Origin of the sequence: Leptospira ainlahdjerensis, assembly GCF_016919175.1 — a bacterium.
GTDB lineage: Bacteria > Spirochaetota > Leptospiria > Leptospirales > Leptospiraceae > Leptospira > Leptospira ainlahdjerensis.
Window position 1 is genome coordinate 1 of sequence record NZ_JAFFPU010000034.1, and the last position, 15,956, is coordinate 15,956.

13 protein-coding genes are annotated in these 15,956 nt (G+C 44.1%); 4 read left to right on the forward strand and 9 right to left on the reverse strand.

Annotation, left to right across the window (positions count from 1 at the left end; genetic code table 11):
* Nucleotides 1-311 precede the first annotated feature (311 nt).
* Both radA and JWG45_RS09535 read right to left on the reverse strand, forming a co-directional pair.
* Nucleotides 312-1,691 carry a DNA repair protein RadA gene (gene radA / locus JWG45_RS09530; RefSeq protein ID WP_205279535.1) on the reverse strand — a complete coding sequence of 460 codons (1,380 nt, stop codon included), beginning with the start codon at nucleotides 1,689-1,691 and terminating at the stop codon, nucleotides 312-314.
* The gene (locus tag JWG45_RS09535) at nucleotides 1,688-2,326 is read right to left on the reverse strand and encodes a ribonuclease D (protein ID WP_069606629.1); all 639 of its coding nucleotides are present in this window, start codon (nucleotides 2,324-2,326) and stop codon (nucleotides 1,688-1,690) included. The genes radA and JWG45_RS09535 overlap by 4 nt, the downstream gene beginning before the upstream one ends.
* A gap of 123 nt (nucleotides 2,327-2,449) precedes the next feature.
* Here JWG45_RS09535 and JWG45_RS09540 point away from each other — a divergent pair, with 123 nt between their 5' ends.
* The 3 genes from JWG45_RS09540 (at nucleotide 2,450) to JWG45_RS09550 (ending at nucleotide 6,777) form a co-directional block, all read left to right on the forward strand.
* Nucleotides 2,450-4,390, forward strand: a complete 1,941-nt coding sequence (locus tag JWG45_RS09540) for a glycoside hydrolase family 36 protein (protein WP_205279536.1) — start codon at nucleotides 2,450-2,452, stop codon at nucleotides 4,388-4,390.
* A gap of 63 nt (nucleotides 4,391-4,453) precedes the next feature.
* Nucleotides 4,454-4,939 (forward strand): putative lipoprotein, encoded by a 486-nt coding sequence (locus JWG45_RS09545; RefSeq protein ID WP_205279537.1) that lies wholly within the window; start codon nucleotides 4,454-4,456, stop codon nucleotides 4,937-4,939.
* Nucleotides 4,940-4,968: 29 nt separating this feature from the next.
* Nucleotides 4,969-6,777, forward strand: coding sequence for a hypothetical protein (locus tag JWG45_RS09550; RefSeq protein WP_205279576.1), 1,809 nt, complete (start codon nucleotides 4,969-4,971; stop codon nucleotides 6,775-6,777).
* 429 nt (nucleotides 6,778-7,206) lie between these two features.
* Here the strand turns inward: JWG45_RS09550 and JWG45_RS09555 are convergent, their stop codons facing one another.
* Genes JWG45_RS09555 through JWG45_RS09565 form a run of 3 tightly spaced genes read right to left on the reverse strand, consistent with a single transcriptional unit; the run spans nucleotide 7,207 to nucleotide 10,043 of the window.
* The gene (locus tag JWG45_RS09555; RefSeq protein WP_205279538.1) at nucleotides 7,207-8,316 is read right to left on the reverse strand and encodes a SpoIIE family protein phosphatase; all 1,110 of its coding nucleotides are present in this window, start codon (nucleotides 8,314-8,316) and stop codon (nucleotides 7,207-7,209) included.
* 1 nt (nucleotide 8,317) lies between these two features.
* Complete coding sequence (locus JWG45_RS09560) at nucleotides 8,318-9,133, reverse strand: hypothetical protein (RefSeq protein ID WP_205279539.1); 816 nt, start codon at nucleotides 9,131-9,133, stop codon at nucleotides 8,318-8,320.
* 4 nt (nucleotides 9,134-9,137) lie between these two features.
* A complete protein-coding gene (locus JWG45_RS09565) occupies nucleotides 9,138-10,043 on the reverse strand; it encodes a histone deacetylase family protein (RefSeq protein WP_205279540.1) in 906 nt (301 codons plus the stop codon).
* Between the two features lie 103 nt (nucleotides 10,044-10,146).
* Between JWG45_RS09565 and pyk the strand changes: the two genes are divergently transcribed.
* Nucleotides 10,147-11,574: a pyruvate kinase gene (gene pyk, locus JWG45_RS09570; RefSeq protein ID WP_205279541.1), complete on the forward strand. Its 1,428-nt coding sequence runs from the start codon at nucleotides 10,147-10,149 to the stop codon at nucleotides 11,572-11,574.
* 609 nt (nucleotides 11,575-12,183) lie between these two features.
* Here pyk and lepB read toward each other — a convergent pair.
* The 4 genes from lepB to JWG45_RS09590 form a co-directional block, all read right to left on the reverse strand.
* On the reverse strand, nucleotides 12,184-13,215 hold the full coding sequence (gene lepB / locus JWG45_RS09575; protein ID WP_205279542.1) for a signal peptidase I: 1,032 nt from the start codon (nucleotides 13,213-13,215) through the stop codon (nucleotides 12,184-12,186).
* A gap of 247 nt (nucleotides 13,216-13,462) precedes the next feature.
* Complete coding sequence (locus tag JWG45_RS09580; RefSeq protein WP_205279543.1) at nucleotides 13,463-14,344, reverse strand: mechanosensitive ion channel domain-containing protein; 882 nt, start codon at nucleotides 14,342-14,344, stop codon at nucleotides 13,463-13,465.
* Nucleotides 14,344-15,435, reverse strand: coding sequence for a 3-dehydroquinate synthase (gene aroB, locus JWG45_RS09585; RefSeq protein ID WP_205279544.1), 1,092 nt, complete (start codon nucleotides 15,433-15,435; stop codon nucleotides 14,344-14,346). The genes JWG45_RS09580 and aroB overlap by 1 nt, the downstream gene beginning before the upstream one ends.
* The gene (locus JWG45_RS09590) at nucleotides 15,432-15,896 is read right to left on the reverse strand and encodes an NUDIX hydrolase (RefSeq protein ID WP_205279545.1); all 465 of its coding nucleotides are present in this window, start codon (nucleotides 15,894-15,896) and stop codon (nucleotides 15,432-15,434) included. Before JWG45_RS09590 ends, aroB begins: the two co-directional genes overlap by 4 nt.
* Nucleotides 15,897-15,956 lie beyond the last annotated feature (60 nt).

Below are 15,956 nucleotides of genomic sequence, written 5' to 3' on the forward strand. Positions count from 1 at the left end.
AAGTGTTCGTGGAGTTCCCACATTGTTTTGTCGGAGCAAGCGTTCGTGGAGTTCCCACATTGTTTTGTCGGAGCAAGTGTTCGTGGAGTTCCCACATTGTTTTGTCGGAGCAAGCGTTCGTGGAGTTCCCACATTGTTTTGTCGGAGCAAGTGTTCGTGGAGTTCCCACATTGTTTTGTCGGAGCAAGCGTTCGTGGAGTTCCCACATTGTTTTGTCGGAGCAAGTGTTCGTGGAGTTCCCACATTGTTTTGTCGGAGCAAGCGTTCGTGGAGTTCCCACATTGTTTTGTCGGAGCAAGCCTTCGTGGAGTTCAATTCGCACCGGGAAACAAGGAACGCAAATCGTTCAAGGACCGAATCCCTTGGATCTGAATGTCCAGACTTTTATCGATCTCACTCAAGTTTCCTTCGGGAACGATCACCTTCTTCATACCGACTCCGGCGAGTTCCTTGATTCTTAAACTCGCCTGGCCGATACTTCTTACTTCACCGGAAAGACCCACTTCTCCTAAAACGCAGGTTCCTTTCGGAAGAGGTTGATCCAGATAACTCGAGATGATCGAAGTGCAGATCGCGAGATCGAGCGCGGGTTCGTCTGCGTCGAGGCCTCCCGCGAGATTGCTGAATATATCACATTCTCCTAATTTGAGTTTGATGTATTTCTCGATCACTGCCGCGAGTAAAATCAAACGGCGCGTATCCGGACCTTCCGCCATTCTTCTCGCTTGCGAAAAACCGGACTTGCTCACAAGAGCTTGCACTTCCACAGTCAGAGCGCGGCTTCCTTCTAGGACCGCGCTGATCACGGAGCCGCTTCTTTCTTCAGCTCCCGTGCTGATAAAAACCTGATTTCGATCTCCGACTTCCCGGAGACCTCCTGAGAACATTTCAAAGATCGCGAGATCTCCTACCGCGCCGAAACGATTTTTGACCGCGCGCAACAAACGATAGTAATTGAGGCGGTCTCCTTCAAAATAAAGAACCGTGTCCACGAGATGTTCCAAAACTTTCGGACCTGCGATTGCACCTTCCTTTGTGATATGACCCGTCATCAAAATCGGAATCCCCGATCTCTTCGCGGTTTCAAGCAACACTTGTGTACATTCTCTGAGTTGTGTTACGGTTCCTGCTTGGTTCGGAAGCGCTTCTCTTGCGATCGTCTGAATCGAATCCACAAAAACAACCGCGGGTCTTTCTCCTTCGATCATCGCAGAAATATTTTCGGCGTAGGTTTCGGAAGTAAGAAACAGATTCGCGGAACGAATCCCCATTCTTTCGGCGCGCATCCGAATCTGAGATGGAGATTCTTCTCCCGAAATATAAAGAACTTTTTTGTTTGCGCTTGTCAGATTGCGAGAAACTTCCAGAACCAACGTGGACTTCCCGACTCCGGGTTCTCCTCCGATCAAGGTTAAGGAACCGGGAACGAGTCCTCCTCCCAAAACGAGATCAAGTTCTTTCAAACCCGTTCCCATTCTTTTGAGAGATTCTTCTTCCACCTTATCGAGAGGAATGGGTTCCTTATACGATTTATTCTTCTGAGAATTTCCGTTCGAGGCGGCGAACCTTTCCCCGCCGACCTCTTCCACGATCGTATTCCAGTTTCCGCAGGACTCGCACTTTCCGGCCCAGCGAGCGTAGTCCTGACCGCAAGACTGACAAACAAAGTTTCGAGTGAGTTTCTTTTTCAATGTTCGAAAAGCGCGGGCATCTCAAGCCAATCGATCTGGTTGAATACGGGAAGACAACGAAACGCGTCTCTTGCCAAAGATTCTCTTCCTTCCCTCACGAGAATTTCTGTGAGTTTTTGTTCGAGAGAAATCAGATACTTCACGTCGCCGCTTGCGTAGTCCACTTGGTCTTTGGTAAGAATTTTTTTACCCCAGTCGGAAGATTGATTCTTCTTATCCAATGTCTCGTCATAAAATTCCCGGATGAGATCTTTGAGTCCGTGTTTGTCCGTATAAGTCCTCGCAAGTTTACTCGCGATCTTTGTGCAAAAAACATTTTGCATCGCGATTCCTAAACGATAACGAAGGAAGAGAGTATCCATTCTTGCGAAATGAAAAATTTTTACGATCTCGGGATTTTCGAATAAGGACTTGAGATGAGGAGCTTCTTTTTGATCCGGAAGAATCTGAACCAAACTCACGTTATTGGAAGAATCGCAGATCTGAACCACGCAGAGTCTGTCTCTTCTCGGGTTGAGTCCCATCATCTCGCAGTCTACGGCCAAACGGTCGTCGGCCAGATATTCTTCGAATCTTTTTTGTGTCAGATCCCCGGGAAAAAGCTCCGGTTTTATAGTTGAACGTTTTGGAGGCATAATTTCATAATAATCCGTACCGCGTGGTTTCGGGAACCAAAAATACAAAACAAGGCCGCTGGAATTTTAGAAAAGTTCCCGTTTGAAAAAACGAAAAGCGATCCAAAGCGATAGAACAAAAGAATGAAAGCTATATTAAACTACAAAGTCTATGAGGACGCGTTCGTTTCCTCTTTCGAATTTTCGGGAAAAGAGCTGAAGAGTAAGAGCGATTGCGGAAATTTCTCCCTTGCCCTCGGTTATAAAAAAACGGGAAAGAACAACGTTTACAAACCGACACTCGAATGGATCGGAGAACTCAGACCCAAGGCGGGAACCGAAATTCTTACCTTGGAAATCGAACTTCCTCCGCATTCGCTTACCGATCCGAAAATCTTTCAACACGGATATCAGTCTTGGAGTCTCACCGGAGTTCATTCTTTAAGCGAAGCGGACGAGTCTCCTCGCCTCGACTTCCTTCAATACGTCCAGGAGAATATCTATACAAAACATTTCGGAGTCGGCGGAGACTGGCACAGCGAAGGAATGATTCTTCTGATCTCTTCTTCCAAGGATCCACATTACTTCGCCGGAGCGACCGGTCCCGGAGAACAAGGAGTCAAGTTCCGAGCGATTTCTTCGGAAAGAAAAGAAGAACTCGCAAACGAAAAGAAAAAATCCTGGTTTCCATCTTCGGGAATTTCCTTGATCTACGATTTTTATCGCTACGAAGATTTCAGAGGAAACAAACTTTCTCTGACTCCAATCAGCGTCGTTCGTTTTAGCACAAGCCCGGAAGCCTTTCTCAAAAAGTATTTTAGTGAATTAGGAAAAGCTCATAAAGTAAAACTCTCCTCGACTCAGGTTCCTACCGGTTGGTGTTCTTGGTATCACTACTACACCAAAATTTCGGAAAAGATCATCTTGAAGAATCTGGCGCTCGTGAAGGAAAAAAAACTTCCGATTCAATTCTTCCAGATCGACGACGGCTATCAAAAGGAAATCGGAGATTGGCTTACCACCAACGACAAATTCCCCGGAGGAATGCGTCTTATAGCCGAAGAAATCCGAAGAGAAAAGCTCACTCCCGGGCTTTGGCTCGCACCCTTCTTAGTGAGAAAAAAATCAGAATTCTTCCAGAAATATCCGGAAGCGGTCTTGAAAGATCGAGACGGAAAACCGGTTCCCGCACTTTGGAATCCTCTCTGGGGAATGGACTACACGTATTGTATCGACGTTACCCATCCCACTTCCCGGGACTTTTTAGAAAATGTCTTTTCCACCCTCGTAAAAGAATACGGATATCCGTATCTCAAACTCGACTTTTTATACGCGGCCTTGCTTCCGGGATGGACCTATGACCGAGGAGTCTCGCCTCACAAACGTTATGCGGATACGATTCGATTCATCCGAAAGGTCGTAGGAAAGGATGTCTTTCTTTTGGGGTGCGGGGCTCCTACGTATCCTTCGATCGGACTTTTCGATGCGATGAGAATCAGTTGCGACGTCGCTCCGTTCTGGGGAAGAGAAAAGAAAAGAATTCTCGTAAACGATAAACACGCACTCTGCACGGAAAGAGCCTTGATCAACGACATCACGCGCGCTTCCATGCACAGAAATTTATGGTACAACGATCCGGATTGTCTTCTCGTAAGAGAAAGTAAAAATCAGATGACTCCGGCACAAACTCAGTTTATGGCGAGTGTGATGGCCGTGAGCGGAGGAATGATTCTTGTGAGCGACGACCTCGCATTGATCGGAGAAGAAAGACTTTCCTTATTGAAAAAAACCTTAGAACTCGGAGCGAAGTGTAGAAGCAAAACTCCGATTCCAGTAGGAATCACTTCCGGTCTATTTCCTCCGGCACTTTATAATCCGGCAGGCTTTTTAGGAATTTGGAATCCAACCGAAGAAGAAAACACGATCGAAATCCAAGCGCCGTTTGTCACAAAACAAAAACAATTCCCCGACTTCTGGACTGGCAAGGTTCCGGAGTCCCTGGAATTTTCACCCAAGACCGGAATTCTCAAATTGAAACTTCCCGCGTTCGGATCCGTCGTTTTGCAAACGGGAAAAGTTGTTTGACTGGAATTCGATCCCGGATAAAATTCCAACCGAAAAAACAAACCACACGGAGACCCAAATCGAATGAAACGCACTCAAAAACAAGTTCTGGCTTTGGTCATAAGTCTTTTTATCCTCAGTCTCAATCACTGCTTTATCTCGGAATCGATCTCTGCGGGCGTGAACTCTCTCAGTAAATCCTCCGATTCTCTCGAAAGTCTTTCCGGATCGATCAAGTCCATCTCCGGTTCCATAAGTTCCGTCCTTTCCTCTTCTTCCGGGGACGACGAAAAAAAGGAAAAGGCCTACTTAAAAGACGTTCGCGATCTCACGGCGATGCACGTTGAAAACGGATTTCAGGAAATCGAATTTAAAAACGATCTTACGACCCTCGCGCTTCAAAACGGACTTACGAATTGGAAGACGTTGCGCGTAACGTATCTCGGAATCGGAAGCGGATTGAAAAAAGCGGGAGTAAGCGAGGAAAAATTCCAAACCTTCGTACAAGGATTAGGAACCTCCAAACCGGAAATCGTGGAATCCATTCAAAAAGGATTTACTCAGCTCTGAGATTTTTTCTTTTCTTTTTGTCGACGGCCCTGCTTAATCCTGCGGGGCTCCGTTCCACACCCACGACAGCAGACTTTATCTACGTCGACGCAAATACCGGGCAATCCAGCGGAGGACATACCGGAATCCGAGTCGGAAACAAGGTCTATCACTATCAATTTTTCCCAGACGATATCTTTCATCTCGTAAGAGAATCCTACGACGACTTCGCATTCGGTTATAATATTCTATCCAATCGGACGAGCGTTCTTACAAGACTCGATTGGGATCCGAAAGAAATTTCAATCTTAGAATCCGGACTCAATCGTCTCTATCTCGTTCAGTTCAAACACTTGCAGAACTGGGAAGTTCTTAGGAAAGAAGCGAAGTTCTTCGAGGAATTGAAATCTCCCGAAAAAAAAATCGGACTTCGAGCGACCGCATACTTTACAAAAGAACAAAATTCTAAAATAACAAAGGATCTTAAGGAAGAATTGGAATCGAAATTTGGTAAACAATTTCTTTCCACACTGGAGAATCGTCTAAAAGAGAACGTTCTTTTTCCGAAGAACGAACTCACAAACCTCCGTTTTCCTCCTCTACCCGAAAACATTTCCGCTATCAAGTTTCCTTTTTTTACACAAGGTCCTTATTTAAAAATCCGTGATACACTCGAAGGCATTCTACTCTGTCAAATTTTAAGGGAAGAATGGGGACTCAATTCCGACCTTCTGATCGGCGATTCCAAAAACAAACTTTCCGAAAAGGAAATCGAACTTTTACAATTCTTCTTCCGGAGACAGAAAGAAAGTCTTTTGCAAATTATCGAAGAACAAGACCCGGGATGGGCGTTCAGTGCGTTAGTCGCGCTTGGAAGGATGCAGGCGGTGGAGGAAAGTTTAGAATCCGGTTTTCCGGTTTTCCTTTCCAGTTTTCCGGAAGATTCTCCGCTCATCCAAAAAGAGGCCTCGGGAGACAAGGAAGCGGTCCGTCATATTGAAGTAGAAACGTCTTCGATAGTATCGTTGGCCCGCGAGAAAATATCCTCTCTCAACTCCATTACGGAAAAGGAATATCAAATCTGGGAGGATGCAACCAATCGGGCATTCGAACTTCAAGAAGGTCTTGCAAAAACGATTCCGGTGCGGATGTATTCCGGGAAGTTGATTCCACAAAGAGAGAATTATTTTTTGATCTCGATGTTTTTGCCTCAGAATTCGAAACTCGAAGAATATGCAAGAATTTCAAAAGAAAGAGAATCGGAATATCATTCCCGATTGAAAGAACTCTATCAGTTTCATCTTCTTTCCGAAAACTGTACGACTGAGATCGTAAAAAGAGTTCAAGAAACCTTCGACTTGAAGGAAAAATCCTTTCCGGGGGAAAAGATCGACCCGAAATTTTCTCCATCCTTCATTCCATTCTACGCATCTCATTCGATTTCAAAACGATGGAAGAATTCCGGTGAAACCGTTTTTCTCTCCTATAGAAGAAAAAAACTCGGGGAAGTTTTAGAGAAGGAACCAGGAATTCGAACCGCCTTTCGGGAATCTCTTACGTTTACTTCTTCGATTTACAAATCCAATCGAGAGGACCCTGTTTTTCCGTTTTTTACGGACGATGTTTTTTGGAAAAGACCGCTCTACGGAATGGTTAATTTTACCGCAGGTCTGGGCCTTACAACGGCGGGGTTATTCAGCCTTCCCTTCGACAAAGGAGAACGTCTTCAAAAAGGATTTCAGTCGGCCTTTTTCAGTCTCCCTGAATTTATTTTTTTTAATATTCGAAAAGGCACATTTCCTTATGTTTCGATGAAAGAACTTCCAAAAGAGCTCTTCCAGTTCCAAGAGGAAGATTGATCGATTCGGATCGAAATCAAATCGTTCCTTAAAGATTCCCCGACTTTTTCGTAAATCGAAATTTCCTGCGAACATTTGGTCCGACAAAGAATTTACTTCCTAAAAAAAGCTTTTTCGAGCATGAAGAGCTCCTAGAAGAAGGATTTTTTAGGAGTTCCTACACGGAGATTTGCGCTTGCAAAAAGTGTAATTTTGTGATATAGAAAAGTCCGTCGTGTTTTTTCCCGCCACCTCACCCCTCCACCCGAAATCAGGGCGGGGCGCGCCGCTTTCACAGAAGATCCGTCGGAGTTCCGACAGAATCTTCTTGAGATTCTGGTTTCAGGGTTTGGAACAAGTTCTCCTTTCGGAAGACAATTATGAAAAATCCTTCCTTGCTCGGAAGTCGTGATCCCTTTCTCAAATCGGAAAAAACAATGATGAAAGAACCTACGGGATTTCGAGTAAAACGTAGGAAGCGTCGTCTCTATATTCTCTTGCTGGAATCGTGGATCTAACATAGGTGTCCAAGGAGTTTTTCATCCTTCCGATCGTATCTCCGCCCGCTTTGTGGATTTCATTCAACTCCGAAATCAAAGGATGCGTGAGATTGTTGATAATTCCATCCGTAAAAAGAAAGATGATATCTCCCGAATTCACGAAAACCTCGTGGCTCGGAAACTCAACCTCTTCCAAAATTCCCATAAGCTGACCGGACCTCTCTTTCAAAAAAGAAAAACCTTCCTTATGAAAGTGCACGGGAAACGGATGACCTCCTCTCGCGTAGACGAGTTTTTTTCGCTCTGGAAATAGAATCACACAGGCAGCCGTCATACTGTGAGTCCCGATATTCAAGCAGAGCTCCTGATTCATTTTTTTTAGAATTTCAGAAGGATTGTCCGAATTCTTAAATTCTTCCCTCGCGAGAGTTGTCATTAAAAGTGCGATCAAACCGGAAGTAACTCCGTGATCCTCAACGTCCCCCAAGAGAAGCAGGATCGATTTTTCTTTTTTAAGAATTACGTTAAAATCCCCGCTCACAAAGGAAACGGGAGTGATATCGGCTTCCACTCGAAACGGAGAAAGATCAGGAATGGAAAAAATTTTCCCTTGAACTCTGGACGCAAGACGAAGATCTCTCATGATCACTTCGTCTCTTAGATCTCTTTCTTTTAGGATCGAATAATAATCGTAAGCCCTTTGAATCGCGATTTGGACGGTTTGTATGGAGAATGGTTTGAGAAGAAAGTCGCTCGCCTTGTGAGTCAAGGAGGTTACTACATTGTTGATATCGCGTTCCCCCGTCATCATAATGACTTGGGTTTTAGATTCTAAATTCTTAAAATAAGGAAGGATTTCAAGCCCGCTGCTTCCGGGCATGTGAATATCCAGGAAAACGATCGGATTGAGTTCTTTTTCGAAATACTGTTTTCCCTGCTCTACGGAATCGAAAAATACGCTCTGGTAACCCAGTTTTGTAAGAATGAGTTCCAGCGTCTCTCCTACGTCTCTATCGTCGTCGAGAATGATGATTTCCGGTCTTAGGGAAAATTCCGCCATATTAGACTTTCCTTATATAATGAGTACCTGAAACGATCTTTTTCACTTTTTTATAATATTCTTCGTCGAAAAGCGTCGATTCGAGATAAGCGCTGATACAAGAGACCATCTCTCCGTACTTCCAGATATAAACTTCTCCGGTCGTGGAATCGCAGATTTGTTCTCCGTGAATTTCGTTGCTGAGTTCCCTCAAATTCGTTCTGCTAAAAGACTGAAGGATCGCTCGAAACTTTCCTTCCTTTTCGGGATCCACGAATTGAAACGACTTATGAAAAAGAACCGCGTCGTGAAAGTATTCCGGAATATTAAAAGCCCCGTAGGCCCCCATTTTGGTCGCGAGAATTCTGATAAAACCTGTGATCTCGTTCATCACGCTTAAACCCGGATATTCTTGACCCTGATGGAGTTTCTTTTTTACTTTCATCGTTTTCGCTTTTAGGTTCTGGGTCAGGAGCCAGTCAATATAAACGAGCTTGTAGGATTGATCCAGCTTTTTAAACTGAAAGTCTGAAAATTTTAGACGCATGTGAACGAGAATTCCGCCGGAAGAATCCTTGATATAAATCCGATTGTCCATTTCGGAAATTCCGTCTAAGGAAATCTGAAAATCGGAATAACCCCTCGCCTCGAGAATACGGAACATTCCTGCGTCTTCCATCATCACTCTTACTTCTTCGATCGTGAACCGATTGAAGAGACTGTTCTCGATTCCGAGCGAAGTCTGAAATTCGCGCGAGATGTCGATCATTCCGAGTTCTTGACCGTCCAAAAAACCGGGATTGCCCTTGTTTTTATCCGAATCCGAGAAGATTCCCATAACGTTAGTCGGCCGCAAAAACCTTGATCGTATTGTAGTGAATCGTGACGGTATCGTGGAAGTCCTTCGCATATCCTCCCGCCGGAAGAATCACAACGGGCGCGTCGACACGAAGCGCAAAGTCTTTTACGATCTTGTCCCTCTTTCTCAAACCTTGAAACGTAAGCTTCAGATCTCCCAAAGAATCCCCTTCGAACGGATCCGCTCCCGCGATATAAAAGATTAGATCGGGTTGAAAAGAAGAATAGATTTTCTCGAGCGATTCTTCCAGAAGTTCGTGATAGGTCTTATCATCGGTTCCTTCTGCAAGAGCAACGTCCATTCCGGACTTTTCTTTTTTGGGATAGAGATTTTCCTGATGCATGGAGAAGGTAAACACGTTCGGGTCGTTTTGAAACACCACGGAATTTCCGTTCCCCTGATGAAGATCCAAATCGATGAATAATACTTTTTTGCGGGGATTCTCTTTTAGAAATAATTTCCCCGCGATCGCGGCGTCGTTGAGATAACAAAATCCTTCCGCACGATCGGGCATACTGTGATGAAAGCCGCCGCCGATATGATAAACGAATTTATATTTTTTTGTGAGTTCCATAGAGAGAATCGTTCCTCCGACCGCGAGTACAAAACTTTGGACGATTTGTTTTGTAAGGGGAAGTTCGGAATACTGAGTTCTGTCCGTGAGTTTGAGAGAAAAAAAATCCTTTAAGAATTCTTTCGTGTGAACCAGGGCCAATTCTTTTTCTTTGGCAGGGTCCGGCTTGTGCACATAGAGATCCGCGAGTTTAGGATCTTGTTTTACGAGATTATAAACCATCTGGTATTTCCTTGCCGGAAATACGTGGGGCCCCAGATCCATATTATAATCCGGATGATATACTAATCCAATTCGTTCTAACTGCTTCTCCAAGGAGAGGACGCCTATTTTTGGTTCATTCTATTTTCCTCTTTCCGTTCGTAAAGAGGAAATATTCGCTGGAACAACGGAAGGTGTTTCTTTAGAATTGCCGTTCATGAAAACCCTACACGGGAAAAAAACCAAAATCGTTTGCACCATCGGCCCCGCTTCCTCATCGGAAGAGACCGTTTTTTCCATTCTCAAGGCGGGAATGGACATCGCGAGAATGAACTTTTCGCACGGAACCCACGAATCCCACAAGAGAGTCTACGAAACGCTCCGAAAATGTGAGCAAATATCCGGGTTTCCACTCGGAATCATGGCCGATCTTCAGGGTCCGAAAATCAGAACCGGAAAATTAAAGTTAAACTCCATTCTACTCCATAAGGACCAGGAAATCAAAATCGTTCCCGACGCGGAACTCCAAGGAGACGAAGCGACGATCGGCTGTACGTATCCGAATCTGATCCAAGACATCAAAGAAGGGGACAAGATTCTCATCGATGACGGGAAGCTTGTTCTCAAAGTCATTTCTAAAACTTCCGACTCGGCGATGTTAAAGGTGATCGTGGGAGGAATCCTCTGGAGCAACAAAGGAATCAATCTCCCGGGAACTCCGATCTCCGCACCCGCCTTATCAGAGAAAGACATTGAGGATCTGAAGTTTGCACTCGCTTTGGGTGTGGACTACGTTGCTCTCAGCTTTGTTCGAACCGGAGCCGATTTGGAATTGGCGAGATCTCTGTTAGCTGGGACATACACGGGGCTAATCGCAAAGATCGAAAGACCCGAAGCGATCGGGAACATAGAAGAGATCATCGAACGTGCGGACGGAATCATGATCGCGAGAGGAGATCTTGGAGTTGAGATCGAAACGGAAAAAGTTCCGATCCTTCAAAAAGAATTGATCTACAAACTCAACCAAGCCGGAAAACCGGTGATCACAGCGACACAGATGTTGGAATCGATGATCGAAAATCCGAGACCCACGCGAGCAGAAGCAAGCGACGTCGCGAACGCGGTGATGGACGGAACGGACGCAGTGATGTTGTCCGCCGAATCCGCGAGCGGCCATTATCCGGTCGAATCCGTGGAGATCATGGCGAAGATCATCCAAGAAACGGAAACCATCGATCATATCTATGAAATTCACTGGAACATCAAAAAAACGTTTTTGGAATCAGAAAGAACGGCGCTTGGAAACGCGGCTAGAGAGATCGCTCACGGGATTCATGCAAAGGCGATCGTCAACTTTACGAGAAGCGGTTACTCCGCTTTGATCACTTCGGAGATGAGACCCAAGGTTCCGATCTACTCTTTTACTCCGTTTGCTACGACCGCGAGAAAGATGAAACTCTACAGAGGTGTGATTCCATTCGTGATGCCGTTCTTTACAAGACTGGAAGATATGATCGCTTATATGAATCAAAAACTCAAAGAAGACGAATTCCTGTTTCCGGGCGACAAGGTCGTGATTCTTTCCGGAGCTCCTGGAACCAGCGTTCGAAGCGTGGATTTTTTACAGATCTATAGAATTCATTGATCTCAAATACGATCCGAGAGAAGAAAGGATTTCATTTTATAAAATTCTAATTTATCTGTGTGAGTTCCCACAAATTAGGCCTTATCGAATTTTTGTGCGATTTCAAATCGTTCTCTGATCGTCCTAAACCAGTGTGAGTTCCTCCATCGTGACCGTTTTGAAAAAAAAGTTAATAAGAATCTCCTAAAGACGGTTTTTCCGGGGTCAACCAGGAAAGGACTGAAAATTCGTTTACCATTCTTTTTCTAAAAGGTTTTCCCAGTAGGAACTCCTCCAAAAATTCTTTTTTATCGTTTCAGAATAGTTCACCAAAACCAACCCGGAATCCCGCGAATCCGTCCCACAATCCGAAAAGAAATCACGAAAGTAAACTCTAAAGAAAAACGCAGGAGTTCCCACATCCTATCCCTAAAAGCGCGCCATGAACTTTCCAAAGAATTGATTTCCGAAAAATTTCAGCGGAGTTCCCACATTTTCTTTCGTACGGTGGACACGGAACCTTCTAAAAAACTCGATCCCGGCTGAGTTCTTATTGGAGTTCCGACATATTCCCGAAAATCGGCCGCTCGTTTCTATCGGAGTTCAACAGGTCTCGAAAAAAGTTCGAAATCATTTTTTCACAGCGGAATTATCAAAACCCAAATAACTCCAACGAATGTTCCCTAACATTAGAATTTTATAAAATCGTTTCAGAGAACAAAAATAGTCCCTATCCCCTTCGCAGATTTTTGTGGGAACTTTGTCCTGGTTCGAAGACAAATACGTAAAAGCAAACTTTCCGATCACCTTGTCGAAAGAAATCGGCCCAAACATTCTGGAATCGATAGAACCGTCCCGATTGTCGCCCAATATAAAAAGTTCGTCTTCCGCAAGTTTGACCTTAGGGAAAAGAAGAATCCCGGAATCGGATTTGGATTCGAGAATCGGAACCAAACGTTCTCCGAGTGCCTCCGCCAAAACAATTCTTTCCTGCAGATCTAAACCGGAATAAAAATCCCCGCTTTTCATTTGAGTTCTTTCTTGAGGAATTTTTTCACCGTTGATAAGGATGCGTGCGATCGTAAAACGATCCGGCGTTGTTTCTTCCAAAACCGAAATCGATTCTCCGGGAAGGCCCACGACTCTTCCGAGCAATTGACGTCCGGAATCTTCATTTTGATAAGCGACAATATCTCCTCGTTTCAGTTCCTTTTTGTAAAACAATTCGGTAACGTAGAAATGATCGTTTACGTTTACGTTAGGAATCATTCCCGAGGAAAGTTGAACCTTTCCTTTTAGAATCCGATCCTTTGCGAATTCGTCGATTGCCACTCCGAAAAACAAAAAGAAAAAGACGCTCAGCGGCAAAAACCAATACGGAGAAGGGAACGGTTTGGAACTGGAAATCGAACCTCTTTTTTCCGAAACAAGAGTAAAAAGAATGAGAATCCCCCCGTTGAAAAAAACAAAAAACACAAGAAAGAATAACGCGGCTTTTCCGGAACGGTTTTCAAAAAGAATATAGGTAAAAACGGAAACGGCAAGTCCACCGAACAAAGTATATCCGTAAAAAATCCAGAATAACAAACGGTCTTTGAGATAATAAAAACCGAAGGGAGGAAAGATCAAATTTAAGAATATTCCGATGACTTTTCGTTTCATAAACGGTAACTTCCGAGTGGTTGTTCCGTTAAGAAAATCATTCCGGCAAAAATAGGGAAATCATAAAACAAAAACAAGATCGCTTATCGTCTTTTGTTCGAAAGAAAAAACGATCAATATCATCCCGATACGTCGTTGCAGTTAGAACTTCCTCCATTAAGGGACACAGGTTCAATCCTCTTTCGATCCGCAAAACAAGAATAAAAGACAAACCGTCCACCAGGACGGGAAAAAGTCTTACAGAATATTATAAAATTCGAATACCCGGAAAAAGTTTAAATTCTTTCAGAATTGTATGAGCGATTTTAGTCTTCATGTCCCTTCTTTCCCGAACGTGCGTCAGATAACGAAGAGAAAAAAGAATCCCTCCCTCCTCGAGAGAAAGATAGACGATCGGGGAAGTTTTACCGAGACGCACCAAATAATTTTTGGAAAGTTCCTGAAGGGTATAATCGATTTCTTCCTGATCGATGATCGCATTGTTTTGTATGATGCCGTTGAGTAATTCTTCAGCTTTTTCAAAATCGGAATCGTAAGGAATTTTGATTCTCATCTCGTCCCAGACGTAATTCATCTTGTCTTTCACGACGACGATCGGTTTTAGGATGACATAGTGATTCGGAAAATGAACGAGACGATTTGTGGATTGATCCGATTTCGGATCGGAGGAAATTTCCATCAGAGTAAAACGATTCATACCGATATTGATCACGTCGCCGCGAACACTTTCGATTTCGATTCGATCCCCGACCTCGAAACCGTTGCTTCCGTGAATAAAAAACCAACCCACGTAATTCAAGGTAATGTCTTTTAAGGAGATCACGATCCCCGCCCCGGCGAGTCCCATCACTGTGGGAAGATAGGAAAGTCCGGAAAAAGCGACGGGAAGAAGAATGATCAATCCGAGAATGACGAACGACATCCGAGCCATCTTTCTGCGATTGTAGCGCGCGGTGACGTCTATCGTAGGTCTGAAAAAATCCAAAATGAGAAGAATAACTCTATAAGAAAGAATCAGAAAAAAAACAAAATAAACGATTAAGATCAATTCTTCCGAAAGGCTTCTTTCCTTGAGTCGAAGCAAAACCAAAGGATTGAGAGATTTTAAAAAATCGAATTCAAAATTCATTATAGACCTTTTTGTTTTCGAATGCTCAGAATGATATCGCGGGAATCCACGGGAATATCGTACACCGGAGAACCGGGTTTTTCCAGAAGGACAAAACGGATCGAACCACCCACGTTCTTTTTATCGTGGAGCATGTGTTTGGTGAGTTCCTTCGATTTCAACTTTGTCTGAAACGGAAGTTGATAACGTTTCAAAGACTCGACCGTTTCCTTCGTAGTAATCGGATCCAAACCGGATTTTTCTTCGCTGATCAGAAGCGCCGTGACAAGGCCGATCGCAACGGCTTCTCCGTGGGAATATTTTTTATACTTCGTAACGGACTCGATCGCATGGGCTGTCGTATGTCCCAAGTTGAGAATTTTTCGAAGACCCGTTTCCTTTTCGTCGCTCGAAACGACGGAAGCCTTAAATCGAACCGACTCGGCGATCATATAAGGAAGAATCGGGGAATCTACATTCAAATCTTGGAATGAATGTTCTTTGACCTTCTCCCAGTATTCCCCTCCGGAAAGAAGAGAATGTTTGATGATTTCCGCCTGACCGCATCTCCATTCCCGATCCGGAAGTGTGGAAAGAGCGAACAAAGGTGCGAATACAAATTCTGGCTGATAAAAAGAACCGATCATATTCTTACCAAGATCCGCGTTGACCGCGACCTTTCCTCCCACCGAAGAATCGACGCAGGCGAGAAGAGTTGTGGGAATCTGAACAAAACGAATTCCACGCAGATAAGTGGAAGCAATAAAACCCGCAAAGTCGCCGACCACTCCGCCGCCAAACGCAAGAATCAAAGACTTACGATCGGCTCCGTGTTTGATGAGTTGGTTGTAGACGTCTCCAGTCTTTCCGATATGTTTTGCTTTTTCTCCGCCCTTGATATAGATCTCTTGAAAACGAATTCCCAGAGGCGAGAGTTCTTTCTCTAAATATTTTGCGTAGATGGAATGAATCGATCTTTCGGTGATCAAAAAGATCGAAGTGACACCTGGAAGTTTTGCGATCTCTTCCGATAAACCGGAGAGGTCCGAATGAATTTGAACCGGGACGGACTTGTGTTCCGTATTCACTGTTATGGTTTCGATATGACTCATTTTTTTTCTGATACCCAGGTGCTTTTGATAAAAGGGGCCGGACTCAAATCTCCTTCGAAAAGAAAGGATTTGATATCGGGTCTAAGATCCATCTCTCTCACGGCGGCCGGACTAAAATAACCGAAACCGGTAATTGCCTTTTCGTTGAGATTAAGTTCGGGAACTTCTTTTTTTACGTTCACTAAAAATACGAGTTGAATGAGATGTCTTTTTCCGCCGGGTTCTATGGACTCGTTTAAAAGTAAAAACGAGGCCGACTTCATTTCCAGAGAAAGTTCTTCTTTCAATTCTCTTTTGAGAGCGTCTTCGGCGCTTTCGCCGAATTCGATTCCGCCGCCCGGTAAAAGCCAATAGTAAGAATCTTTTTTCTTTTGTTGAATGAGAAGGATTTCATTTTGAGAATTGAAAATAAGAGCCGCTACCCTGACTCGCATTCCCTTCTTTTTAAAGAAAAAATCCATACTAACTTGATTGTCGTCCTTTGATCCGTTGAATCTTGATTTGGCGAGGGACGTTTTCTT